Source organism: Lysobacter xanthus (assembly GCF_047159895.1).
Genome location: NZ_BAAGAB020000001.1, coordinates 245006 through 268968 on the forward strand (window position 1 = coordinate 245006; position 23963 = coordinate 268968).

Genomic DNA, 23963 nt, shown 5'->3' on the forward strand with positions numbered 1-23963 from the left:
GCTCACTTCCCTCCCGAATGCGCGCGAATGCAGGCGTCGGCGATGTATTCGCACGCCGTTCGCAACAAGCGCGCGTCGATGTTCGCAGCCGGCAGCACGCGAATGAAACGCCGTTGCGCCGTAACCAGGACGTACTGGTGGATCTCCTGCAGGAGCGGGCCCATTTCGACGTGGGGGCCAAGTTCCAGGGCCCACAATGCGCCGCCGCCACGCACACGGATGCCGGCCACCTGACAGGGACGCAATGCCTGCTCCACCGTCGCTCCGACATCGGCGACGAGTTGCTGCATGGGCAGGCGCTCCATGACCCGAAGGGTCGCCACGACCGCCGCCGCCGCCAGCGAGTTGCTTGCGAACGTGCTGCCCGGCAAAGCCCCCGGCAGCAGCGGAACGTGGTCGAGGGCGGCCACGCTCGATACGGGGAACCCGTTGCCGATGGACTTGGCGAAAACCAGCAGGTCGGGCGGAGCCTGCAGCATTTCCGCTCGGAACCGCGGGCCGGTGCGGTACAGGCCGGTCAGGATTTCGTCGAAGATCGACAGCGCACCATAGCGGCGGCAGAGTTCGATGAGCTGCTGATAAAACGACGGACTGGCGTGCAGGCATCCGTTGGATCCCTGGATCGGTTCCACCAGCACCGCGGCGATCGTGCCGGTCGCGAGCAGCGTCGCCAGGCGATCGAGGATGTCGGCCTCCGGGACGGTGTCGACGAAGGGCAATGTGTGCGCACGATGGCTCCCGATCGACGCATTCTCCCAGCACAGGCCCGCGGTGAGCGTCGACTTGCCGTGCATGCTGCACGCGAAACCCACGAAGTCGTTCCGCCCGGTATGGCTCGCGGCGATGCGCAGCGCGAACTCCACCGACTCCATTCCGGTGGAGTAGAGGCCGCAGGGTCGGAAGCCCGTCGGCAGCAGGTCGGCAATCAGGTGTTTGGCTTCCTCCTGGATCGCGGTGGGATAACTGCCGCCACTCCAGATCTGCCCGAGCTGGTGCTGCACCGGCGCCACAACGTCGGGATGGGCATGCCCGAGGAAAACCGAGCCGAAACCGCAGGCCAGGTCCGTCAGCGCGCGGCCGTCGCGGGTGTGGACGGTGCTGCCGTCGCCACGCACGATTTCGGACGCACTGCCGGCAATGGTGGGGCGTACGCTCATGGTCGCTGCCCTTCTCGCGGCGGATTCTCCACCAGGGTCATCGCCGCCGGGTCGATGCCCCGTCGGCCTTTCTTCTGCGCCGGCAACTGCCACATGGCGAGCACGGACACCAATCCCATCAGCGCTGCAACGGGCAGGCGCAGCTGGGGATGCGGTGCGAGCGCCAGCAGCGCCGAGGCCACCAGGGCCGCCGGCAGCAAATGGGCGACGAGCCACGGCGATGGTCGCCAGTCACCGGAAATATAGAGTCGCCCGAGCAAACCGAACACGATGAAGGCTTCGGTGGCGAAGGTCGCCATCGCGGCGCCGGCGGCACCATGCCGGGGAATGGCCCACGCGCATACCAGCATGTTCAGGCCCAGGCCGGCTGCGCTGATCCACAGGAGCTCTTTCTCGCGATGTTGCGCGAGCATCGCAATGGCGGCCGCCGGCGTGACCAGCGACAGCGCGGTCGCCGCGCTGCACCACTGGAAGGTCGCGACCGAAGACAGTTCGCCGAGCACATAACGGTCGCCGTAGACCATCCGCAGCAGCGTCGGAGCGAGCATGGAGCCACAGACCGCGAGCAACCCGGCCACGCCCAGCAGCAGGCACAGGTAGGCCGACAACTGGTTGCGGAATACGTCGGTGTCGGTGCGTGCCGCCACGCTCATCCCCACGATCAAGGGGGTGACGAAAAGCCACGCGGCGTCGATCACCGGGCTGAACAGGCGCAGCGTCGCACCAAGCGTGCCCAGCACGTCGGGGGTTTCGAGCATCCAGACGAAAAACGTGCCGCCGTGGAAGGCGAGCTTGTAGATCACCGCGCAGAGCCCGAAGGGCCACGCAACGGCCAGCAGGGGCCGCAATGCGGGCGAACGAAGCCGGGGCCGAAGCGGGTATCCGAGCAGGCGGATCGCGATCAGCCGACTGCCCAATACCTGCACGGTTTCGCGAACGACGACCAGCAACGCGACGACGACGGCGACCACGTGCATTCGCAACAGCACCAGGCTCGCCAGCAGGAACCCGATCTGTGAGCCCAAGCCCAACAGCAGGGCCCGACCGAATTGCTGGCGAAGCTGGAATACGACGAAATAGCTGCTCTGGTGGAGCAGGAACACACCGATCCCGGCGACGGCCAAGACGGCGCGTTCTTCCGGACCCCGTACGGGCCCGAACAACGCGAGCAGCAGGCAGCCGACCGCCATCACCGTGCCGAGCAGCAGGCGCCAGCCCAGCAGGGCCTCCAGCAACTCGCGCTCGATCGCGGGCTGCTGGCCGATCTGTCGGGTCGCCACCGCCGTGGAGCCCATGTCCATCACCTGCAGCGCGAGCGCGAACATCGTCGATACCAGCGCGAAGAATCCGAAGTCGGCGGCCTCCATGTCCCTGCCGAGTTGACGGGTGACGAGCAGGAACAGCACGACCCGCGCCACCTGCGCCAGCAGGAGATAGGCCTGGCTGCGAGCGACCGTGGGCCGTGCTTCCGCGACCGGATCCTGGGCGACGTCGCTCCCGGGGTTGCCGACGCTAGTCATCGCCACGCGCGGCGGGCTCGAACGTGATGCTGGTGATGCTGAGCGGCTGGAAATCGAATCCGACACGGGTGGTGCCGTCGGTTCCCGCGCGCGGAGCGGGGAGCGCCGCCTTGAACTGCCTGATCTCGCTCTTCGCCCCGAGTGCGAACCGTCCCAGGCTCGCCTGGGGCGCCCAGTCGATGCCCGGTATCTTCGGAAGCGTGGTGCCGGTGTTCGAATCGAAACTGTCGGCCTGGATGCCTTCCACAGTTCCGGGGCCATAACGCGCCGCACCCGTCAGCTTCAGGGTGGCGTGGACCGCGCGGGTATCACTGCGATTCACCACGATCAGGACGAGCTTGCCGTCATCGAACGTCGCGACCGCATCCAGCATGGGTACGTTGGAGGCGGCGGCGACCACGCCTGCCGCGTCGGCATCGAAGGTCGGGCCGATACTGCTGTCCACGTGGACGAGGTTGGTGCCCAGCTTGTGCCGGTAAAGCTCGAACGCCATCGCCGGCGCGGTGGCCATCGGCTTGCCGCCGCGTCGGCCCAGCCACCCCATGAAACCGGTCTCGGTCAGCTTGAAGAAATTCGCGATCTCGACACGCGGCGTGCGCAGAAACGCATTCATGGTCGAGGCGACGAACAATGCCGACCCCATGGTCTTGACGTGGTCGACCCACGGGCTCGAGGGGAGCACGTGGAAGAACGGCCCCCACTCGGTGACCGCGATGGCGATGGGCCGGCCCTTGGTTTCGTTCTCCGCCAGCAAGGCGGAGACGTCACGGAGATTCGCTTCGATCCGGACCGGCGCCGCCATCATCGCCAGGTAGACATCACGCGGAGCGCTCGATGCCGTCGGGGCCATGACGACGGGCGCATACGCATTGTGGACGGCCAGGAAATCGATCTGCCCTGCATTCCGTGACAGGACCCTGCGGGTCCATTCCGGATCGTCGATGAAGCTGTAGCTTCCGTAATTGAGGCCGCCGATCGCGCCGATCTTGATCGTGGGGTCGACCTTGCGCATCGCACCCGCGAAGAGCGCGAATCGGCGCGCGTATTCGTCCGCGGTCATGGATGCGCCGGACAGGTCGTCCTTCATGTAGAGCTCGTTGCCCACTTCCCAGTAGCGCACGGGCGCACTTCCGGAGCGCTTCATGTAGGCCACCCAGTCGGCCGCCTCGGTCGGCGTGCCCGTCCCGGCGTTGACCGTCAGCAGCAATTGCGCGCCGACGGCATTGGACAACTCCACGAGTTCGGGGATGCCGAAGCTGTGGCGCGATTGGGGCCCGCCGGGGTAATGCGCCGTCACGGGGCGCTGGGCCTGGGGCCCGATGCCATTGCGCCAGTGGTAGGTATCGGAGAACACGCCCCCGGGAAAACGGATCAGGGTGGGCGACAACTGTCGGGTCAGCGCGACCGCGTCAGCGTCGAGCTTGCCGTCGCGGGCGGACCACAGGCCCTGACCGTCGAAGATCCATTCGGCGTTGGTGCCGAAGAGGGTCGGTGGCACCTGGCGCAGGCTGCGGCGCGTGTCGATCGAGATTTCCGCATCTGCGGTCGCATCGCCGGGCGTCGCCGCAGGTCGCGCGGGCGCCGACGCCCCGGCATTGCGTGGTGCTGCGCTGACCTGGACCGAGTCGAACACCGCCTTGCCGTCGGTGCCCGTAGCCACCGCATAGACGATCAGGTTCCGCGCGCCCTGCTTGACCTTGAGAGTCGCCACCTGTCGCTTGAGGACGCCACTGGAATTGCCCTGGGTGAGTTGGAGGAAGCCGACATCCCCACCGTCGCCGATCGCATGCACGCCCACGACCGCGGTAGCGCCCTGCGTGGCAGCGGCCACCATTTCGACGGTCACCGTGCGGTTGCGCAGCGTGCTTGCGTCCAGCATCTGCCCGACACCCAGCGGTTGCTGGCCGCCGTTCTTCGCATTCGGCGTGAGCACCAGCACGCGACCGTTCGCACCCGGCCAGGCATCGAACACGCTCACCGAGCCCTTGCCGCTCACCGCGTCGTCGAGGACCCAGGCTTCCGGCATCGTCCCGCGGACCGATTCGAAGCCCTCGTTCGCCACGACAGCGGCCAGCTTCCCGCGCGCTGCGTGGTTGGCCACTACCGCCAAGGCAAGTCCAGCCAGCACGATCAGGCACGCAGCGACGCCCCAGGCTCTCCGGCGCTTCACAGCACGAGCGCCCGTGAACGCAGGCTTCCGCCGATCAGCGCAAATGACATCACATAGATCCGCATTGTGTTCAACACGATCTGCCCCGCACGGATGACTACGACGTCCGGCCGCAGCGAACGCGCCTTCACCGCGGCGAGCGCCAGCAGCAGGATGGGCAGCGCGAGCAGCAGGGACGGCCGCAGGATGGCGATGGCGATGGCGGCGAGCAAGGCGATGTAGTACCCGATGCTGCCGCGGTAGAAGAACAGGCCATGGGCCAACAGGCTCCCGCGCAGCCCCGGATGCAGTTTCACCAATGCCGGAACGAGGAACAGCCGCAATGGCTCCAATAACCAGTTCTTGGGCGAAACCGTCTGCACCTCGTGGTGCACGATCGCGGACGCGACGAACGCGTTGCGGTGACCGGCTTCCTTGATGCGCCAGGCAAGATCGGTATCCGCGGCTTCCATGGCGATCCCGAGGATGCTCGGGAACGACAGCAGCTCATCGAAGCCCCCGAACTGCTCGAACACGCTCTTCCGGTAGAACGCGTTCGCCGTGGGATACGTCGGGTGCTCGAAACTGGAGACCACGGTGTGCCGCGCGAAGAAACCCAGTTGATCCCTCTGCTCGGGCTTGAAGTCGACGACGCCGGTTGCAAACGCGACTGCCGGGTCGTCGAACGCGGCCAAGCCCGCCTCCAGCCAATGCGGATCCGGGCGGCAATCGCTGTCGGTGAACGCGATGATCTCGCCCAGCGCCAGCCCGACGCCGAAATTCCGCGCAGGCGCCGGCCCGCGGTTCTCCCCGGGTATGCGATGCACGCGCAGCGTGTAGGGCATGTCGGGTGCCATGGCCTGAACCCGCTCCAGCGTGCCATCGGTGGACGCATTGTCGACCACCACCACGTCGAAGCACGTCGCGGGGAGGGTCTGGGCCGCCAGCCCGTTCAACGTATCGGAGAGCGAGTCGATGCGGTTGTAACTCGGTATCACGACCGAGATTCGCGGTCGCACCGCGGACGCATGCTCGCTCATGGCTGTCAGGCCGCCAGGGCGTTGGCGAAGTAGGCCCGGTACCAGTCGATGGTTTCCCTCAGGCCGTCCTCGATGGAGAAGCGCGGCGTCCAGCCCAGCATCTCGCGGGCCTTGGTGGCGCTCAGGTACTGGTGCGGGATCTCGCCACGGACCTCGTTGAGGATGACGGGCTCGAGATCGGCGCGATCCATCAGGCGAAGGACCATGCGCGTGATGTCGAGGACGCTCAGCTGGCTCTCGGTGCTGTAATTGAAGGCGTGCCCGTGCAGGCTGTCGTCCTCCATCGCCTCGGCCAGGTGCAGGTAGAACTGCGCGACGTCGCGGACGTAGACATAGTCACGGATCATCGAACCGTCGCTGCGGATGACCGGCCGTTCCCCGTCCAGGGCGGAGCGGATGAGGCTCGGCACGATGCGGCTGAAGTTGAGGTCGCCGCCGCCGAAGAAGTTGCCGCAACGGGTGACGCACACCGGCGTGCCGTACGTATTGTGGTACGTCTGCGAAATCAGGTCCGTGCAGCTCTTGGAGACGTCGTAGGGATGCATGCCCTGCAGCGGCATCGACTCGTCGTACGGCAGGGTCGGCTGCTCGCCATACGCCTTGTCGCTGGAGGCAACGACCACGCGCTTGACGGTGGACACCTGCCGGCAGGCTTCCAGGAGATTCCACGTGCCCCGGATATTGGCCTCGAAGGTCGACAGCGGGTTGCGGTTGGCGATGCCGACGATCGGCTGGGCGCCCAGGTGCAGCACCGTATCGACCTCGTACTCGTTGATCGCGCGCAACAGCACCTCGTAGTCCTCGAGCTTGCCGAAGACCACGGACGCGGGCGCCGACTTTTCGATCAGCCCGCCCTTGCCGGTCGCGGACACATCACGGACGAGGCCGACGACATTGGCACCGCGGCGATTGAGCTCGGAAATCATCCAGCTGCCCAAGAAGCCATTGGAGCCCGTTACGAAGACATTCCTGTTCTGCCAGAAGCTGCTGTTGTTCATCACTGTTCTCGCCCGTTGCATTAGATGCAATAAAGTGGTGCGACACCTGCCGCGCGTCTCTGGACAGCGGCGTTATGCGGGGATCGCGCCGGCTTCGACGTACTTGAATCGATCACTGGTCTGGACGTGGACAGGACCCTGGGCGATGTCGCCACGGGCGAGCATCTCCTCCATCTCCTGCTGGTCCTTGTAGGTATCCATCGACTTGAAGAATCCGTCGTGCCGGTACGTGTACAGCAGCCCGCGGTCCTGCAGGACCGGGAAGACCTCGCGCTCCAGGTTGCTGCCGTCCCAGTGCTGGAAGACCTTGCTGTCCATTACGAAGAAGCCCGCATTGATCCAGTGGCTCATCAGCCGCGGCTTTTCCCTGAAACCGGTGACGCGGTTGTTCTCGTCGAACTCGACCGTGCCGTATTGCGAGGGCAGCGGGACGCTGGTCAAGGTCACCAGTCCGTCGTGCCCGTTGTGGAAATCGATCAGTTTGTTGATGGGTACGTCGGACAGACCGTCGCCATAGGTCGCCATGAACTGGTTGCCGAGCAGGTGGCGGCAGCGATGGATGCGCCCCGCGGTGTCGGTCTCCTCGCCCGTGTCGACGATCGTGATGTCGAGGTCGTAGGACTTGTGCGAGAAGTAATCGAGGATCACTTCCTTGCGATGCCCGACCGAGATCACGAACTCCCGATGCCCCTGCGCCGCGAACAACTGCATGATCTGGACAAGGATCGGCTTGCCACCCACCGGCATCATCGGCTTGGGCAGGTACTCGGTGAACGGATAGGCGCGCGTTCCCTTGCCACCGGCAAGAATTACAACTTGCATCTCTGCCTCCCTTAGTTGGGGCCGACCGGCCCCGGCAATGCCGCGCTAGCGGATGGGCCGACCTTTCGGTCGGCGGCTTTCGCAGGCGCTGGCGCGGGTCGCGGCGCACCCGACTTTCCCAATGCCGCGAAGGTGCGTTCGTTCCAGTACTTCGCGGCCACGATGAGGCCGACCACGATCCAAAACACTCGGCCGGACGCCGGGACACGCGTGAAAAAACTGGCGAAACCATCCAGCATGATCGCCGCGACCCCGCACGCAGCGCCGATGCTCGTCATGAAGACCTTGTCGCTGAGCATTCGCCGCGAGTTCTGGAACGCGATCCACATCAGGTTCACGTGGAGCGCGAGGAACAGCAGCAGCCCGACGCTGCCCTGCTCCGCCCAGGTCAGCATGTAGATATTGTGTACCACCGGCCAAACGTCACCAAATCGATCGATGAGCGTGCTGACGCTGTCCTTCGTGTAGCCGACGATATGGTACGAAAAGGTATTCAGCCCGAAGCCGAGGATCGGCTTGTCCTGGACCATCGTCCACGCGATATGGACCCACTCGGCGCGAAAGTCGAGTGCACCGGGATCGCTGGAGGTGATGCGTCGGATGATCGGGCCGGCCGCCGCCAGCGCGCACACGCCGATCCCCGAGACCATGGCCAGCTTCAGCGCCGCGAACCGGGTGCGCAGTGCCGGGTGGATGAACACGACGACGATCAACAGCAGCATGGCGAGGGCGAAGCCCGCCCACCCCGAACGCGAAAGAGTCAGGACCAGCGCCGCCGCGCCGCCGAGCGAAACGAGCGAGAGAAGAACCTTGTTCGCGCCCTTGTAGCCGGTGAAGAGCAGGCCGATGAAGATCGGCAGCACCAATGCAAGATAGGCCGCGAACAGGTTCGGGTGCCCCATGAGCGCACCGACGCGGTAGGTTCCGGCGCCCAGGTAAACGCCGTAATTGGCGCCCAGGGTCGCTTCCGGTGAGGGCTCCCCCAGAGCCTGCAGCCCGAGATCGCGCTTCAGCATGAACTGCGTGAGCGCGACGAGCACGTTGAGCGCCACCCCGGCCGCCAGGCCGGCCACGACGTAGTGGAAATGCTTCTCGCGCACGCACTCGTTGACGATGACGAGGAACAGCAGCCAGCACTTCAGCATTCGCACGACTTCGAAGGCGGCGAACTGGCGATAGGGACCGAGAATCACCGACACGACGCCGAGTGCGATCAACCCGGCCCACCAGACGGAAATCGACGAGAAGCGAAAATCGCGACGGTATCCCTTGGCGAAGTCCCTGATCAGGAACACCACGAGGGGCGCCAAGAAAAAATCCATCAGGTCCACGCTGTAGGACGGTGCGCCCCCGATGTGCGTCACGCGCATGAAATTGATGGAAAGGCCCAGGCCTGCCGTGAATACCGTGCCGACGAGGAAGAACAGGCGCGGGTTCCGGCTCGTGTAGAGCACGAGCGGCGACGCGGTGGCCGCGACCATCGTCAACGCATACAGGCTGCTCCCACTGAACAGCACGATCGCCATCGCCGCGGCCCAGATCGAACCCAGCACCACCAACAGCGCCTGGGTCGCGGCGGGCCGCTTCCCGATGTTCATCTCAGGCACGGTGCGGGCGTGGCCACTGCAGCCTCACTGCTCGGGCGTCGACAGGACCACACGCAGGTCCTCGACGCCGTTGCTCAGCAGGACATGCCGGATGTCGGCGACGGTGTTCATCAGCGTGAGGTTCTCCTGCACGACGAGGAACACCGCATCGGTCTGCGCCACCGCGAGCAGGCTGCGGGTATCCGCCAGCACCGAACTCGTCTGGATCAGGACATGGCGGTAACGGCCCGCCGCGCGTGCGAGAAATTCCGTCCAGCGGTCGCGGTCGAGGCTGAGCGCATCCGACGGACCGAGCAGGCCGGCCGGCAAGACATCGACGCGGTCCAGCGCCGTCTTGCGAATGGAATCGGACCAGCCGTCCAGCCCCCCGCGCATGATTTCGGCGAAGCCGGGCGCGGACAACATGCCCAACCGCCCGGTAAGCCCGGCAGCCGGATCGCGGAAACGCGCATCGACCATCAGGACACGGCTGCCCAGTTCGCCCTGCAAGCTGTTTGCGAGCATCAGCAGCGTGTCGGTCGTGGCACCGTCGTGGTCGGCGGAGAAGAACGACAGGCAGACACCCATTTCGCCCGCCGGGAATTCCTGCTCGATCAGCCTCGACATGAACCGGTACGTGCGCGACGCAGGTTCCCGGCTCCTGGAGACGACCGAGCGAGCTCGCGCGCGAATCGCGCCGAGAATCTTGTGCTGCGGCCTCATCGGTATGCCTTTCCGGGTTGCGGGAATATCCGGGACAGGAAGGCAGTGTCGTTGCCGACGACGGCGAACAGGCGGTAGTCGCCGGTCTGCGCGAGCAAGCGGTGACGGTTCACGCGCGGCAGCAACAGATCGAGCAGCAAGGCGACGACCGCACCCATCAGAAGGCCGGACAGCATCCCCACCAGCACCAACAACTTGCTGTTGGGCCAGCGCGGTTTCTCGGGCGGGCTGGCCGGGTCGATCACCCGCATCGAAGACGGCGCGGACTTCGCGGTCGCCATGGAAACTTCCGCCATCGTCAGCTTTTCGTTGAGGCTGCGATAGGTGCTTTCGTACTTGAGCTGGCGTCGCTCGAGCTCGCGATTGACCTGCGTCTGCCGCGGGAGGCTGTTCAATACCGCCTGCAACTTGGCGTATTCCATCCGCTTGACCCGCAGCGCCGCCAGGTCGCCCTGCAGCTTCGCATCCAGTTCCAGCTTCTTGCGACGCACCACTTCGTAGGCTTCGCTGATGCTCAGCATGTTGCGCATCACCGGCTGGCCCGCGCCCGTGCCGGCGATGCCCGCCTTGGCGATGGCGATCTGCTGCTCGATGTCCTGGACTTCGGGCGAGTTCGGCTGGTAGAGCTGGTTGGCATCCGCCAGCTGGATTTCCAGACGCACCAGGCGATCCTTGTTGGCGTTGTCCTTGTATACGCGGTTCGCCCCGAGCTGCACGCCTTCGGACGACAGCTCCCTGTTCAGGACGGACATCTCGTTCTGGCTCGCGGCGACGCGGGCTTCCAGGTCCGTCACCTGGTTGTCCAGTTCGAGCAACTGGCCGATCTGGGAGCGCTCCTTTTCGAACAACAGGAGCATGCCGTTGTCGGCATAGAACTGCTTGATGTCGGCCTCCGACTTGCGCAGCTGCTCGAGGGCCTTGTCCGTTTCCTGCTGCAGGCTCTGGTACGCCTCCTCGGCCTCGCCCACGAAGCGTGCGCGCCGCTGCTCCAGATAGACCTGCGCGATCGTATTGGCGATCTCGGACACGCGCTGCGTGGATCCCTTGACCATCAGCAGACCGATGCTGGCTTCGCCGACCTGCTGCACGCTGACGCTTTCCTTGAGGTCCTTGAGCACCTTGGCGTACTCGAGTTCCTGGGCCGAAAGAGTGTACGGACTGACCTTGGGCGGAAAGATCGTGTACTTCACCGAACGATAGGCGCGGCCCAACCAGGACTCGCCCCACAGGTGGACGGCATAGCTGGTGAACGGGTGATAGACCTCGTCGTAGCGCAGGTCCATTCGCTTGATGACTTCCTTCAGGACCGGCGGTGCCGTCATGAGGGTCGCCTCGTCGATCAGGGTGTCCTTCCGGAATATGTTCCAGCCCTGGTAGAAGGCGTTCCGCTGCGGATCGTCCCCGGCGTCCGCCGAGACCAGCACTTCCGCTTCGAAGATCGGCGGCCAGATGGCCATGTAGGCGATCACGAGGGACGTCGTGAGCACCATGCAGGCCAGCACCAGCCAGCGATGCAATCTCAGCGATTGCACGATCGCTTCCAGCGAGGCGCGGATCTGGAAGCTGTCTGCTTCGGGGACGTGCGGCACTGCTTCGTTCACGCTCATGGGCCGCTCAGAATCCAAAGCCGACTTGCTGGTCGAGGACCCGCAACTGGAAGTACGGGGACAGGACGGTCACCATGTCCTGGAAGACGCGGACCACCTGGCCCCGGTACGTCTCGGGAACGACGATGAGGTCGTTGGGCTTCAGCGCCATCGCATTGAGCGCCATGAATTGCGCCGTGCGGCCACGACCCTGGGGCTGCAGGCCGTACGACACCATTTCGCCCTGCTCGTTCAGGCGGATCACGGTGATGCGCGAGATCGCCGCGGATTTCGGCAGTGCGCCGGCCTGGGCCAGCGCCTGCGCGACATTGCCCGCCTGGCGGAGCGGCAATGCGCGGGTGACACCGACCTCGCCGAGGATGAACACCACGGGTTCCGGGGGATTCTCGACGGCAACGGTGACTTCCGGATTGCGGATCCGCACTTCGTATCGTTGCGTCAGCAGACGGGCCAATTCGCTCGGCGACTTGCCGGCCGCCTGCACGTCACCCAGCAGCGGCACCGTCACTGCGCCATCCGGTCGCAAGGTGAGTTTCCGGGACAGTTCCGGATGTCGGTAGACGGATACGTCGATCAGGTCGCCGGCTCGCAAGACGTAGACGAATGCGAATTTCCGGTCGGGCTCCACCCGCTCGGCCGTGATGCCCGCAGTCGATCCCGCCCTCGCCGGAAGCACGCAAGAGAGCACCAGCACCAAGGGAAACACGAGGAGATTCAGCCGTCGCAGCGCAGAGGCCCGCCCAGCCGATTTCCCGTGACTCTCGAGCCGAGATTCAACGTCACGCATCTGAATTGTTTCCCCAAGACCCTGCAGGCAGGTCGCGAACGCGCCTTCCATGAAATCGATCCGGGCGCGAACCTACATCCCCCGCCGCGCCCGGAGCAGTAGCAAGTCTACAACATGGCGCACCGCGTCAAAAAACGGTCGCGGCCGCCGAGCGAAGCCAGGCGAGTACAAGTGGGCGACAATTCCCGGCCCTGCACGCTTGGGCGCAGCGAAGGTCCGTTGCGCAAATCTCGCTACCTCGCCGGAACCCCGCATGATTGGCTCGCAAGCTCGCAGCGCCTGGTTGAACACGGCACTCAAACTGGGTTCGACGGGGTTCTCTTTCCTGTTGTTCCTCGCGCTCGCGCGGACCATGGCACCGGAGGACTTCGCGAGGGTTGCACTCGCCCTGGTCTGGGTGGCCCTCGCCGGCTCGGTGGTCAGCATGAGCATGCCCGCCGTGCTGGTGCGCTTCCTGCCGGCGCAGTGGGCACAGGGCCATGTGGCCCAGGCGCACGGCCTGATCGTTTTCGCGCTCGCCACGACCGCGTTACTCGCCACGCTGGTGGCGTTGTCGGCCTGGGGTTTCGTCGCGTTTGGATTGCCCGAGCTGGCAGCGGGGCAAAGGCATTATTACCAGGCGACGACGCTACTGCTCCTGCCCAGCGTGCTCCTGCTGGTCCTGACGGGCCTGCTGCAGGGCTTGAACCGGGTGCTCGCGGCCGAGGTGCTGGCCAACCTGTTGCGCTCGGTACTGATGTTGGCGCTGCTGGCCGCGCTGTGGTGGAACCAGCGGGCGAACCTTTCCGCCTCCTGGGTTCTCGCGGCGTATCTGGTTGCGAACGGCGTGGTGCTCGTCGCGTCCGCTGCCTACGCATGGCGGGTATTGCCGTCGCCCATTCGCAGCGCGACGCCGGTGTTCGAAGCGCGTCCGTGGAGTCGGGCGGCACTCGGCTTCTGCGGGGTGATGGTGGCGGCCGCGATCAACGAGCGCCTCGACCTGATGCTGATGGGGCTGACCGCCACGAAACCGGAAGTGGCGATCTACGCGGTGGCGACGCGCTTCCTTCAGCCGGTGCTCGTGGCCGTCGGCGCGGCCACGACGGTGCTGATTCCACGGCTGCTGGAGGAGCTTGCAGCCGGCAGCGACAGTGCGGGCGTACACCGGATGTTGCGCAGCTCGGCGCGGACGATGCTCTCCGTCGCCGTCATGGCCTTCCTTGGCCTGTGGCTGGTCGCACCGTGGTTCCTGAGCCTGTTCGGCCCCCACTACGAGCCGGCGTTGCGGCCCTTGCTGATCCTGGTCGGCGGCCAGGTCGCGGCCGCTGTCTTCGGCCCGGCCGCGGCGGTGGCCGCCTTCATCGGACGGCCGCACGTCGCCGTGTTCAGCGTATGCGCCGGCATCGTGATCAACGGCACGCTCAACCTGATCCTGGTGCCGCATCTGGGCGCCTCGGGCGCGGCCTTCGCGAGTGCCGCCGCGGCGCTGGCGGCAGCGCTGCTCGCGTGGCAATGGTTGAAACACACCGCGCGACTCGATGCGTCAGTTATTGCGCGGGCTCCGGCCGGTCGCCATGATCGTGGCGATACCGCCGGGGAATCGATGGCTTGAACGCCGCCTGCAGTGCCGTCATCGCCGCGATGAAATCCGGCGGGTATTACGACAACATCCTTTCCGCCGGGCCGGAGCTGGACCGGGTCAAGGTATGGCTGCGTGCCTTCGCGGGCGAGGTGCCCCCCGCCACGCACGGGCCGATGCAATACCCCACCTACCCGTGCTTTCCCGGGCTCGCGCACCAACCGTTTCCCGCTGTCGAGACAGCCCCGGGCGCGCTCGTGCTCGAGCGCTCGATCGACGTGATCCGCGAGGAATATCTCGCGTTGCGCGATGACGACCTGCTGCGCTACACCCCGCCGTCGATGGACAAGTTCTGGGGCGTCTACCTGTTCAGCCATATGGGCGTCGATACCGAAGCGCTCACCCGGAGGTGTCCCCGCACCCGCGAGCTCATCCAGGGTCTGCCGCGGGTGTGCATCGGTTATCCATGGGGCGATGCACTGTTCTCGATCCATGCATCGCAGTCCCACCTGGCGGCCCACTGCAGCATCGACAACCTGCGCGTGCGCTGCCATCTCGGCATCCGCATTCCGGAGGGTTGCCGCATTCGCGTGGGACCCGAGACGCGGCACTGGCAGGAAGGTCGCAGCCTGCTCTTCGAGGATTCGTTCGAACATGAAGTCTGGAACGAGGGCAGCGCGCGCCGCGCGATCCTGATCGTCGATTTCTGGCATCCCGACCTGACCGACCTGGAGATCGAGGCGATCAGCGCCGGCTTCCGCAAGATCGAGGTCCGGAATCTGTTCCTGCTGCAGCGCCTCGCGATGCTCGAGCATCCGCCTGAACGGCATATCCGTCATATCCAGGCCGAAGTGCTCGCGCAGGAAGAAGACCCGACCGTGCAGAGGTACTGGCGGTAGCGTCGTGGATCGGCCTGCACGGACGGACCGCTAGACTTCGAGTGCACCGTCCCCGACAGGAACCCCACCATGCCCTACACCACCACCGCCTCCGGCCTGCAATACGAAGACACCGTCGTCGGCACCGGCCCGGAAGCCCAGCGCGGCCGCAACGTCGTCGTCCACTACACCGGCTGGCTCTACGAGAACGGCCAGCAGGGCGAGAAGTTCGACTCGAGCAAGGACCACGGTGAGCCCTTCATCTTCCCGCTGGGCGGGGGGATGGTCATCCCGGGCTGGGACGAAGGCGTGCAGGGCATGCGCGAAGGCGGCGTGCGGACGCTGATCATCCCACCCAACCTCGGCTACGGCGCGCGCGGCGCGGGCGGCGTGATTCCGCCGAACGCGACGCTGAAGTTCGAGGTGGAGCTGCTCGGCGCCTAAGGCCTGCGGCGCCGGGTGCGTGCGGCGCGACTGCGCCTGCACGCGCACGGATTTCCGATGCGCGCGCGGCAGACCCACGGCATCGGATGCGGCGCGACGCGGGGCTATAGTCGGGCCTTCCGTCCCGCCAGGCCGCCCCATGTCGCGCTCGCGCCTTCCGCTCCTGCTCCTCACCGCGCTGGGCACCGCCACGGCGGGCACGCCGCACGGCATCCTGTCCGGCGACCTCGATCCGAATGCGCAGGCCTGCACCGACTTCTTCGCGTATGCGAACGGGACCTGGCGGCGCGAGAACCCGATCCCGGCGGACATGGACCGCTGGAGCCGCCGATGGCAGTCGGGCGAGGCCAACAAGGCGCACGTGCGCGACCTGCTGGATGCGCTGGCCGCCGGCAAGACGAAGGCGAGCGGCCCCGGGCGTCTCGCCGGCGATTACTACGCGGCCTGCATGGACGAGGGCCGGATCGATGCACAGGGCCTCGCGCCGCTGAAGCCGTGGCTCGACGGGGTCGAGTCGGTGCGCACGCGCGATGCGCTGCAGGCCGAGCTCGGGCGCCTGCACAACATCGGCGTGATGGCGCCCTTCTTCGTCTACGCGCAGCAGGGGCTGCACGCACCCGACCGCATGGTCGCCAACGTGTCGCCCGGCCGCCTCGGCATGCCGGACCGCGACTACTACCTCAAGCCCGACAAGCGCTTCGCCGAAGCGCGCACGCGCTACCTCGCGCACGTGGGGACGATGTTCGCGCTGGCCGGCGCGAAGCCCGCCGAGGCGAAGGCGGCCGCGAAGACGGTGTTCGACTTCGAGAAGCGCCTCGCGGCGGCCGCCCTCGACAATGTCGCGCTGCGCGATCCGAAGCAGCAGGACCATCCGATGGCCTTCGCGGCGCTGCAGGCGAAGGCGCCGTCGCTCGACTGGGGTCGCTACTTCGATACCGCCGGCATGGCGCGCGGCGAGGTCAACGTCACCGAGCCGGCGTTCCTCGCGCAGCTCGACCGCGAACTTGCCACGACGCCGCTCGCCACGTGGCGTACCTACCTGCGCTGGCAGGTGCTGCACGCGAATGCCGAGGCGCTCCCGACCGCGTTCGTCGCCGAGAACTTCGATTTCTACGGCCGTTACCTGAGCGGCGCCAAGCAGATGAAGCCGCGCTGGAACCGCTGCGCAGCGGACGTCGACGAGCAGCTCGGCGACGCGCTCGGCCAGGCGTACGTCGCGAAGTACTTCCCGCCGGAAGCCAAGGCGCGGATGGAAGGCATGGTGGCGAACATCCTGCTGGCGATGGGCGATTCCATCCGCGAACTCGACTGGATGGCGCCGGAGACGAAGGCACGCGCGCTCGAGAAGCTCGGCACGTTCCGGCCGAAGATCGGCTATCCGTCCAAGTGGAAGGCCTATGCCGGCGTCGACGTGAGCCGCGACGCATTCCTGTCGAGCCGCATGTCGACCACGCGCTGGAACGTGGCCGAAAACCGCCACCAGGCCGGCAAGCCGGTGGATCGCGACCGCTGGGAAATGACGCCGCCGACGTCCAATGCCTACTACAACCCCTCGCTCAATGAGATCGTGTTCCCGGCCGGCATCCTGCAGCCGCCCGCGTTCGATGTGGATGCGACCGACGCGGTGAACTACGGCGCGATCGGCGTGGTGATCGGCCACGAGATCAGCCACGGCTTCGACGACCAAGGCGCGCAGTTCGATGCGAAGGGCCGGCTCGCCAACTGGTGGACGCCGGCCGACCTCACGCAGTTCAAGGCGAAGGGCCAGTGCGTCGTCGACCAGTTCGAGCGCTACGCGATCGAGCCGGGCCTGCACCACAACGGGCGTCTCGTGCTCGGCGAATCGATCGGCGACCTGGCCGGCGCGAAGATCGCGCTGCGCGCCTACCGCAAGTCGCGCGAGGGCAAGGGCCCGGAGCCGACGATCGACGGCTTCACGCCGGAGCAGCAGTTCTTCATCGCCTGGGGCCAGTGGCGCGGCGACGAGACGCGGCCGGAAACGCAGCGCTCGATGATCCAGGGCGACCCCCATCCGGTTGCGCGGTTCCGGGTCAACGGCCCGCTGTCGAACCTGCCCGAGTTCCGCGAGGCGTTCGCCTGCAAGGCGGGCGATGCGATGGTTCGCGCCGGCGCGGATCGCTGCGAGGTCTGGTGAGCCGACCCGGTGCCGGCGGCGCGCGACCGCGACCGGCGCGGTGGGGCCGCGGGTTCGGTGACGTTTTTACGCGTGGCGAATCGAGGACCCGCGCTCAGTGCGCGTCGTTCGCCGCGCGACTGGCGTCCTCGAGCGACTTGTTGAGGATGAGCTTGTAGTTCTCGAGCGTGCCCTGGAAGCCGTCGCGCATCGGATGCCCGACCGGCAGGGCGCCGAGCGTTTCGAGCGTCGCCTGCTCGAGCGATTCGATGACCGCCAGCAGGGCCTGCGGCTGCGGGCCCAGCGGCAGCATCACGCCGACCACGGCCTTGAGCGCCGCCATCTCGCCGTAGAGCCGGTACAGCGGGTCACCGGACGTGTCGGTCATCGGGAAAATTCCAGGCGGGTCGCCAGTGTAGCCCGGTGCAAATGCGCGCCCGTCGACGAGGCAGGTGGCCCCCGTGGCGTTTCGGGGTGTCACGGCGGTGCGATCGATGACGCGCCGATCGCGGCGCACAATGCGGTGTCATGCTGACCGTGCACCGCCCTACCAAGACCTGTCCCGTCTGCCAGCGCCCCTTCGCCTGGCGCAAGAAGTGGGAACGCGACTGGGACGCGGTGAAGTACTGCTCGGACGCCTGCCGCAAGGGAACGCCGCGCGGCCTTCCGCCGTCGCGCGCGAGCCGATGACCTGCCACCGCGATCCACCGGAGACCGCCCCATGCTCAGCACCGTCGACGTCGACTGCCCCTACTGCGGCGAGCCGACAAGCCTCGTGGCCGACGCCAGCGCCGGCGCGCAGACCTACATCGAGGACTGCGCGGTCTGCTGCCGGCCGATCACGGTGATGCTGGAGGTGGACGACGAGGGCGAGGCGGTGCTCCACGTGCGCTCGGAATCGGAGACCTGAGCCCCGCCTTGACGCGGACGTAACCCGCCGCGGCCCCGATGCAGGCACCCTTGCGCGTCCCGCAGGAGTTTCCGCACCGATGGCATCGTCCCGCGAGCAGCAGCTCGTCTACATGCTCGAGCACGGCCATACGCGCGATGCGATCGTGCTGCTGAACTGGCTGGACGATTTCCGCTTCACCGCGCTGTTCCGCTTCGACGGCGACTGGCTGCGCTACGTCGAGATGTACGACCGCGAGGACCCGCAGGGCGCGCGGGGCGACGACCTACCCGTCGTGGCGTCGTACTGCCAGCTCGTACGCGAGAGCGGCGCGGCGGTGGAGATCCGCGACTCGCTGCGCGATGCGCGCGTCGACGGCCATCCCAAGCGCGACGTGGTGCGCTCGTACTGCAGCGCACCGCTGTTCGACGATGCGGGCCGCCTGTGCGGCACCGTCTGCCACTTCGACGCGGACGTCCGCCCGATCACGCCACGCACCGCCGACGGGCTCGCGATGTTCGCGCGGCTGCTGCGCGAGCATCCCGGCGCGATGGCGGGCGTGCTGGGCGCACCGGCCGACCGGCCGGGCCTGCAGCCTACGCATTGAGGCGCGGGCCGTCGCCGGACGGCCGCGGACGTTGATGGATTGATCGGGGTCAAGCCGGCTCGTACGCGGCCTGCGACGCTGGGGCACACCGTCAGGAGGTGCCCCATGAAGACGATGAAAGCCGCCGTAGCCCATGCCTTCGGTGCCCCGCTGCGCATCGAGGACGTGCCTATTCCGACGCCGGGCGACGGCGAAGTGCTGGTGCGGCTGGTCGCCACCGGTGTCTGCCACACCGACCTGCATGCGATCGATGGCGATTGGCCGGTCAAGCCGACGCTGCCGCTGATCCCGGGGCACGAAGGCGTCGGCCACGTCGTCGCGCTCGGGCCGGGCGTGAGGCACCTCCAGCCCGGCGATGCGGTCGGTGTCGCCTGGCTGCACGATGCCTGCGGCGAATGCGAGTACTGCCAGACCGGCTGGGAAACGCTGTGCGAATCGCAGCACAACACCGGGTACAGCGTGAACGGCACCTACGCCGAGTACGTGGTCGCGAACGCGAAGTTCGTCGGCCGGCTGCCCGCCGACGCCGACCTGCCGGCGCTCGCGCCGATCCTCTGCGCGGGCGTGACCAGCTACAAGGGCCTGAAGGAGACCGAGGCGCGACCGGGCCAGTGGGTCGCGATCTCCGGCATCGGCGGCCTCGGGCACGTGGCGGTGCAGTACGCGAAGGCGATGGGCCTGCGCGTGGTCGCGATCGACATCGCCGACGACAAGCTCGCGCTCGCGACGTCGCTCGGCGCGGACGTGACCGTCGACGGCTCGCGGCCCGACGCGGTCGAACGCGTCATCGCGGCGACCGATGGCGGCGCGCACGGCGTGCTGGTCACCGCGGTCTCCCGGCCCGCGTTCGCGCAGGCGGTGGACTGCGTGCGGCGCGGCGGCACGGTGGCGTTCGTCGGACTGCCGCCGGGCGACTTTCCCACCCCGATCTTCCCGGTGGTGCTCAAGCGCATCACCCTGCGCGGCTCGATCGTCGGCACGCGCAAGGACCTCGCCGAGGCGCTGGCCTTCGCCGTCGAGGGCCGCGTGCGCACCGAGGTGAGCATGGCGCCGCTGGCGGAGGTCAACGCCGTGCTCGATCGCCTGCGGCATGGGCAGGTCCAGGGGCGCGTGGTGCTGATGCTCTGAGGCGTTGCGCGCGGGTCCGTACGCCCGCGGCGATGCGGCTCAGTCCGAACCGCAGTCCCCGCCGCCGTCGCCGGAGTCGCAGCCGTCGGAAGTGCCGGAGCCGTCGTAGCTGCCCGAGTCGCCGGCGATGCCGTCCCCGCCGTAGGAGGGCGACTCGCCGCGTCGCGTCCGCGTGGCGATGACGACCACGAGCAGGACCAGCAGGGCGATCACAAACGGGGCCATCGACACGTCTCCGCCGGGCTCATCCCGGACCGTCGCATCATCGCGGATCGCGCGCCCCGCGAGCAGTCGCAGCGGTGGGGCACCCGGCCCGACCGGTCAACGGACGGATCACGCCGGCGGCGCTAGGTTCGGGCGTTCCCCCAAGCGAGAAGCGACCATGAGCGACAACCTGCAGGATCGTGGCAGCCCGGACCGCAAGCTGATTGCGCTGGGCGAGGAGCACGAGGTGCGGTACTGGACCGAGAAGTTCGGCGTGAGCGAGCAGGAACTGCGCCGCGCCGTCGAGGCGGTGGGCAATTCCGCCGCCGAGGTCGAGAAGCGCCTGCGTCCGAACTGAGTCGGGCGCCACCGCGAGGGCCGGGTTCGAGGGCGCTGCGTCCTCGACCCGGCCCTTCTTGTTGCCCGTCATCGGCGCGGCGGCGCGGAACGCCGCGCGGCGACGCGGTAAGGTTCGCGACGCGGACCGTGCGTGAGGGCGGCCCGCCCGGACCGTCCCGCCCGCAGGCCACCGATGCCGAACGCACCGCTGCTCCTCGACGTCGTGCTGCGCACCGCGGGCGCGAGCCTGCTGCTGCTCACCGCGCTCGCGCTGCTCGCGTCGGCGCCGCGCCTGCCGGTGTCGCGCGCTTTCCTGGCGTTCGCGCTCGGGCTCGCCGGCTTCCTCGGGGTCAACACGGCCTTCGATGCGGCAGACCTGCCGTCGCCGCTGTGGGACGTCGCCTCGTTCGCCAGCCGGATGGCGGTGATCGCGCTGTGGCTGTTCTGCCTCGTGCTGTTCCAGGCGCGCGTGCGCACGCCGGCGGTGGTGGCCGCGACGCTCGCCTGGCTCGGACTCGTGGTGGCGAGCAAGGGCTATCTCGCGCCGCCGCCGCGCGTGGATCTCTCGGCGCTGCAGATCGCGCTCGGCAGCGGCCTGTTGTTGCATGCGGGCTGGCACGTGCTGCGCGACCTGCGCGGCGACCTCGTCGAACGGCGCCGCCGCGCGCGGCCCGTCTTCGCGCTCGCGCTGCTCGCGCTGGTCGCCAGCGATTTCGCGATGGACCTGCTGCACGGCTACCGCTGGCAGCCCGAGCGCTTCCTGATGCTCCAGAACGGCGCGATCGCCGTGCTGGCCGCGGGGCTCGGCGTCTGGCTGCTGCGGGCCGACCCCTGGGGCGCAACGCCCGTCGCCGCACGCGCCCGCGAGGCCGTGCCGGACCCGGACGCCGCGGTGCTGGCCCGCGTGCAGGCGGTGATGCGCGAGGCGCGGCCCTGGCTCGACGCCGACCTGACCTTCGCCGCGTTCGCCGCGCAGGTCGGGGTGCCGGAGCCCGCGCTGCGCCGTGCGATCAACCATCGCCTCGGGCACGGGCACTTCCGCAACTTCGTCAACGAGTACCGGGTGGCCGAGGCGAAGCGCCGCCTGCGCGACCCGGCGTTCTCCGGCGAGAAGATCCTCGCCATCGCGCTCGACTCGGGGTTCGCCTCGCTCGCCTCGTTCAACCGCGCCTTCAAGCAGGCGACCGGGCAGGCGCCGAGCGCCTACCGGGCCGCGCCGTCCGACGTTCCCGCCGGGCCGGAGCCGCAGGCCTCGTAAGCCGTTCCGGGTTTCAAGCAGCGTCCGCACGGGTTTCGAGGAGCGATCGCCGGGTTTCGAGGAGCGCCGGACCAGCGCCCCGGGCGACAACGTCGGCATGGACATCCTCCCGATCGCCCCGCCCCTCGCCATCGACGCCGCCCCGCGCCTGTCGCGCACCGCCACGTCGATCCTGGTCATCGCGACCTTCCTCGCCGTCGACCTGACCGGCCTCGTGCCCTTCAATGCGGTGGCCGCCGATCTGCACGGCTGGCCCCGCATGCTGGCGCTCGCCGTCGTGGGTTACGGCCTGTACCTCGCCGGGCCGCTTGCGGTGGCGGCGCTGCTGCTCGGCCGGCGCCGCGCGCTGTCGGCGCTCGCGCTCACCGCCCCGCCGGGCCGCGCGTTCGCCTTCGCGTTCGCCTCCAGTGCGATCGTGCTGGCCGGCATCGCCGCGACGTCCACCCTCGCGCCCGCCGACCGCATGGCGCTCGACCTCGTGCGCACCGCGCTGCTGCCGGGCATCGCCGAGGAACTGCTGTTCCGCGCCTTCCTGTTCGGCTTCCTCTACCGCTACGCGAACTGGGGCTTCCTGCCCGCCGCCCTGCTGTCGGCACTCGTGTTCGGCGTCGAGCACCTCTACCAGGGTGGCGATGCCACCGAGGCGCTGGGCATCGCGCTGCTCACCGGCGTCGGTGGCCTGTGGTGGTCGTGGCTGCTGGTCGAATGGCGATGGAACCTGTGGCTGCCGATCGCCTTCCACGTGCTGCTCAATGCCTACTGGACCCTGTTCGACGTCGCCGACAACGCGGTCGGGAACGCGTCGATGGTGGCGTTGAAACTCGCCTGCGTGGCGCTGTCGGTGGTCGCGACGATCGTGCTCGCCCAGCGACGCGGCGGGCGGCGGATCACCGGACGACGGTGGTGGCGCGGCGCGTAAGTGCGGTCGGGCGCGGGTGTCGGCGCGTCTCGCCGGCGCCTGCGGTCGACAGTGCGCCGGACGACTCGACATCGACGCCCCCATGCACGAGGTCGTCGACACCGGACGTCGAACGACAGGCGCGTTCCTACTTCGCGAACGCGGGGAACGTCGGCAGCTTCGCCACGTCGCGCGGGTCGTGCTGGATGATCACCGTCGCCTTGAGGTTCTTCGCGAGCGCACGGAAACGGTCGAGCGAGGCGAGCGAGTCGGCGCGGCTCGTGTTCCAGGTCGGCACGCCGTTGCTGCGGTAGTTCTCATGGAAATGGGTGACGTCGCCGCTGAGCAGCACGTTGCCGGCCTTGGCCAGCTTCACCAGCAGGCCGTGGTGGCCCGGCGTGTGGCCCGGCAGGTCGAGGATCAGCACGCTGCCGTCGCCGAAGACGTCGCGGCGGTCGCCGGTGACCGGCTCCACCTTCGCGCCGCCGGAGATCCACGGCGCGAACGGCGCGCGTCGGGCGGCATAGGACTTGGCGTCGGCACCGTCGATCGCGGTGGCGGGCTGCACCGCCATCCAGTCGCCGCGGCCGATCAGCAGCGTCGACTTCGCGAACGCCGGGAGCTGCCCCGTGTGGTCGCCGTGGTAGTGGCTGATGCCGACGTATTCGACCTGCTCGGGCTTCACCCCGATGCGCGCGAGCTGGTCGACGATCGACGCCTTCGGCGCGCGCGGCGAGCCGTCCATCGCATTGCCGGTGTCCCACAGCAGGTAACGATCGCCGTGGCGGACCAGGTAACAGCTGTAGACGAGCTGCAGCTTGAGGTCCGGGAATTCCATCGTGTCCGAGAACGTGGCGACGCTGACCGGCTCGGGCGCACCGCCGCAGTCGAGTCGCGCGAGGGAAACATCGGCGGCCTGCGCGGCGAAGGCGGAGCCTCCAAGGGCAAGCGCGGCGAGCATGCGGATGGACGACGTGCGGAACGACATGGGGGCCTCCGGAAGGGTCATCGGCGTCGGGCGACGCGCCGATGGACGATGCCATGCCATGGCCGCGGCGTCGTGCACGCCGGCGGGACGACGCGGTGCGACGACGGTGCGGGCGACGCGCGGGCGAAAAAAAACCGGGCCCTCGCGGGCCCGGCTTGCGACGCATCGGATCAGACGCGCGGCGGGGTGTTCACGTCGACGCGGGTCTCGCGATGCGTCTCGACGACCTTCTGCTTGCGCGGGATCAGG

Annotated in this window: 24 protein-coding genes; 11 read left to right on the forward strand and 13 right to left on the reverse strand. The window is 67.9% G+C overall.

Translation table 11 applies throughout. The features are described 5' to 3' along the window. Window positions 1-2: 2 nt before the first annotated feature. From ACY35P_RS01185 to ACY35P_RS01230, 10 genes are all read right to left on the reverse strand, one after another. Window positions 3-1157, reverse strand: coding sequence for an aminotransferase class III-fold pyridoxal phosphate-dependent enzyme (locus ACY35P_RS01185; protein ID WP_462113986.1), 1155 nt, complete (start codon window positions 1155-1157; stop codon window positions 3-5). Further along, window positions 1154-2677: a lipopolysaccharide biosynthesis protein gene (locus ACY35P_RS01190; protein ID WP_462114014.1), complete on the reverse strand. Its 1524-nt coding sequence runs from the start codon at window positions 2675-2677 to the stop codon at window positions 1154-1156. Before ACY35P_RS01190 ends, ACY35P_RS01185 begins: the two co-directional genes overlap by 4 nt. Next, entirely contained in the window at window positions 2670-4739 is a 2070-nt protein-coding gene (locus ACY35P_RS01195; protein WP_462113987.1) for a hypothetical protein, read from the reverse strand. Before ACY35P_RS01195 ends, ACY35P_RS01190 begins: the two co-directional genes overlap by 8 nt. A gap of 104 nt (window positions 4740-4843) precedes the next feature. After that, on the reverse strand, window positions 4844-5866 hold the full coding sequence (locus ACY35P_RS01200) for a glycosyltransferase family 2 protein (protein ID WP_462113988.1): 1023 nt from the start codon (window positions 5864-5866) through the stop codon (window positions 4844-4846). A 5-nt stretch (window positions 5867-5871) separates the two neighbouring features. Continuing rightward, entirely contained in the window at window positions 5872-6864 is a 993-nt protein-coding gene (locus ACY35P_RS01205) for a GDP-mannose 4,6-dehydratase (protein ID WP_462113989.1), read from the reverse strand. Window positions 6865-6936: 72 nt separating this feature from the next. Then, a complete protein-coding gene (locus tag ACY35P_RS01210) occupies window positions 6937-7686 on the reverse strand; it encodes a sugar phosphate nucleotidyltransferase (RefSeq protein WP_462113990.1) in 750 nt (249 codons plus the stop codon). A gap of 11 nt (window positions 7687-7697) precedes the next feature. Then, window positions 7698-9284 (reverse strand): O-antigen ligase family protein, encoded by a 1587-nt coding sequence (locus ACY35P_RS01215; protein ID WP_462113991.1) that lies wholly within the window; start codon window positions 9282-9284, stop codon window positions 7698-7700. A 33-nt stretch (window positions 9285-9317) separates the two neighbouring features. Then, a complete protein-coding gene (locus ACY35P_RS01220) occupies window positions 9318-9995 on the reverse strand; it encodes a P-loop NTPase family protein (protein WP_462113992.1) in 678 nt (225 codons plus the stop codon). After that, a complete protein-coding gene (locus ACY35P_RS01225) occupies window positions 9992-11602 on the reverse strand; it encodes a GumC family protein (protein WP_462113993.1) in 1611 nt (536 codons plus the stop codon). The genes ACY35P_RS01220 and ACY35P_RS01225 overlap by 4 nt, the downstream gene beginning before the upstream one ends. A gap of 7 nt (window positions 11603-11609) precedes the next feature. Beyond that, a complete protein-coding gene (locus ACY35P_RS01230) occupies window positions 11610-12440 on the reverse strand; it encodes a polysaccharide biosynthesis/export family protein (RefSeq protein WP_462113994.1) in 831 nt (276 codons plus the stop codon). A 202-nt stretch (window positions 12441-12642) separates the two neighbouring features. Between ACY35P_RS01230 and ACY35P_RS01235 the strand changes: the two genes are divergently transcribed. From ACY35P_RS01235 to ACY35P_RS01250, 4 genes are all read left to right on the forward strand, one after another. Next, on the forward strand, window positions 12643-13980 hold the full coding sequence (locus tag ACY35P_RS01235) for a lipopolysaccharide biosynthesis protein (RefSeq protein WP_462113995.1): 1338 nt from the start codon (window positions 12643-12645) through the stop codon (window positions 13978-13980). Continuing rightward, entirely contained in the window at window positions 13977-14846 is an 870-nt protein-coding gene (locus ACY35P_RS01240; protein ID WP_462113996.1) for an aspartyl/asparaginyl beta-hydroxylase domain-containing protein, read from the forward strand. The genes ACY35P_RS01235 and ACY35P_RS01240 overlap by 4 nt, the downstream gene beginning before the upstream one ends. A gap of 69 nt (window positions 14847-14915) precedes the next feature. Next, complete coding sequence (locus ACY35P_RS01245; RefSeq protein WP_462113997.1) at window positions 14916-15269, forward strand: FKBP-type peptidyl-prolyl cis-trans isomerase; 354 nt, start codon at window positions 14916-14918, stop codon at window positions 15267-15269. Window positions 15270-15408: 139 nt separating this feature from the next. Continuing rightward, window positions 15409-17424 (forward strand): M13 family metallopeptidase, encoded by a 2016-nt coding sequence (locus ACY35P_RS01250; RefSeq protein WP_462113998.1) that lies wholly within the window; start codon window positions 15409-15411, stop codon window positions 17422-17424. 94 nt (window positions 17425-17518) lie between these two features. On the opposite strand, the gene ACY35P_RS01255 is transcribed toward ACY35P_RS01250, so the two are convergent. Then, a complete protein-coding gene (locus tag ACY35P_RS01255) occupies window positions 17519-17791 on the reverse strand; it encodes a hypothetical protein (RefSeq protein ID WP_462113999.1) in 273 nt (90 codons plus the stop codon). A gap of 140 nt (window positions 17792-17931) precedes the next feature. On the opposite strand from ACY35P_RS01255, the gene ACY35P_RS01260 reads away from it, so the two are divergent. From ACY35P_RS01260 to adhP, 4 genes are all read left to right on the forward strand, one after another. Further along, window positions 17932-18093: a DUF2256 domain-containing protein gene (locus ACY35P_RS01260; RefSeq protein WP_462114000.1), complete on the forward strand. Its 162-nt coding sequence runs from the start codon at window positions 17932-17934 to the stop codon at window positions 18091-18093. Between the two features lie 31 nt (window positions 18094-18124). After that, complete coding sequence (locus ACY35P_RS01265; RefSeq protein WP_462114001.1) at window positions 18125-18313, forward strand: CPXCG motif-containing cysteine-rich protein; 189 nt, start codon at window positions 18125-18127, stop codon at window positions 18311-18313. A gap of 79 nt (window positions 18314-18392) precedes the next feature. After that, the gene (locus tag ACY35P_RS01270) at window positions 18393-18899 is read left to right on the forward strand and encodes a GAF domain-containing protein (RefSeq protein ID WP_462114002.1); all 507 of its coding nucleotides are present in this window, start codon (window positions 18393-18395) and stop codon (window positions 18897-18899) included. A gap of 105 nt (window positions 18900-19004) precedes the next feature. Next, window positions 19005-20027: an alcohol dehydrogenase AdhP gene (gene adhP / locus ACY35P_RS01275; RefSeq protein WP_462114003.1), complete on the forward strand. Its 1023-nt coding sequence runs from the start codon at window positions 19005-19007 to the stop codon at window positions 20025-20027. Window positions 20028-20066: 39 nt separating this feature from the next. Here the strand turns inward: adhP and ACY35P_RS01280 are convergent, their stop codons facing one another. After that, window positions 20067-20252: a hypothetical protein gene (locus ACY35P_RS01280; protein WP_462114004.1), complete on the reverse strand. Its 186-nt coding sequence runs from the start codon at window positions 20250-20252 to the stop codon at window positions 20067-20069. A gap of 157 nt (window positions 20253-20409) precedes the next feature. Between ACY35P_RS01280 and ACY35P_RS01285 the strand changes: the two genes are divergently transcribed. The 3 genes from ACY35P_RS01285 (at window position 20410) to ACY35P_RS01295 (ending at window position 22747) form a co-directional block, all read left to right on the forward strand. Next, window positions 20410-20589 carry a DUF3606 domain-containing protein gene (locus tag ACY35P_RS01285; protein ID WP_462114005.1) on the forward strand — a complete coding sequence of 60 codons (180 nt, stop codon included), beginning with the start codon at window positions 20410-20412 and terminating at the stop codon, window positions 20587-20589. A 174-nt stretch (window positions 20590-20763) separates the two neighbouring features. Continuing rightward, on the forward strand, window positions 20764-21828 hold the full coding sequence (locus tag ACY35P_RS01290; protein ID WP_462114006.1) for a helix-turn-helix domain-containing protein: 1065 nt from the start codon (window positions 20764-20766) through the stop codon (window positions 21826-21828). 97 nt (window positions 21829-21925) lie between these two features. Further along, window positions 21926-22747, forward strand: coding sequence for a lysostaphin resistance A-like protein (locus tag ACY35P_RS01295; protein WP_462114007.1), 822 nt, complete (start codon window positions 21926-21928; stop codon window positions 22745-22747). Window positions 22748-22874: 127 nt separating this feature from the next. On the opposite strand, the gene ACY35P_RS01300 is transcribed toward ACY35P_RS01295, so the two are convergent. Next, window positions 22875-23714, reverse strand: a complete 840-nt coding sequence (locus ACY35P_RS01300) for an N-acyl homoserine lactonase family protein (protein ID WP_462114008.1) — start codon at window positions 23712-23714, stop codon at window positions 22875-22877. Window positions 23715-23963: the final 249 nt, after the last annotated feature.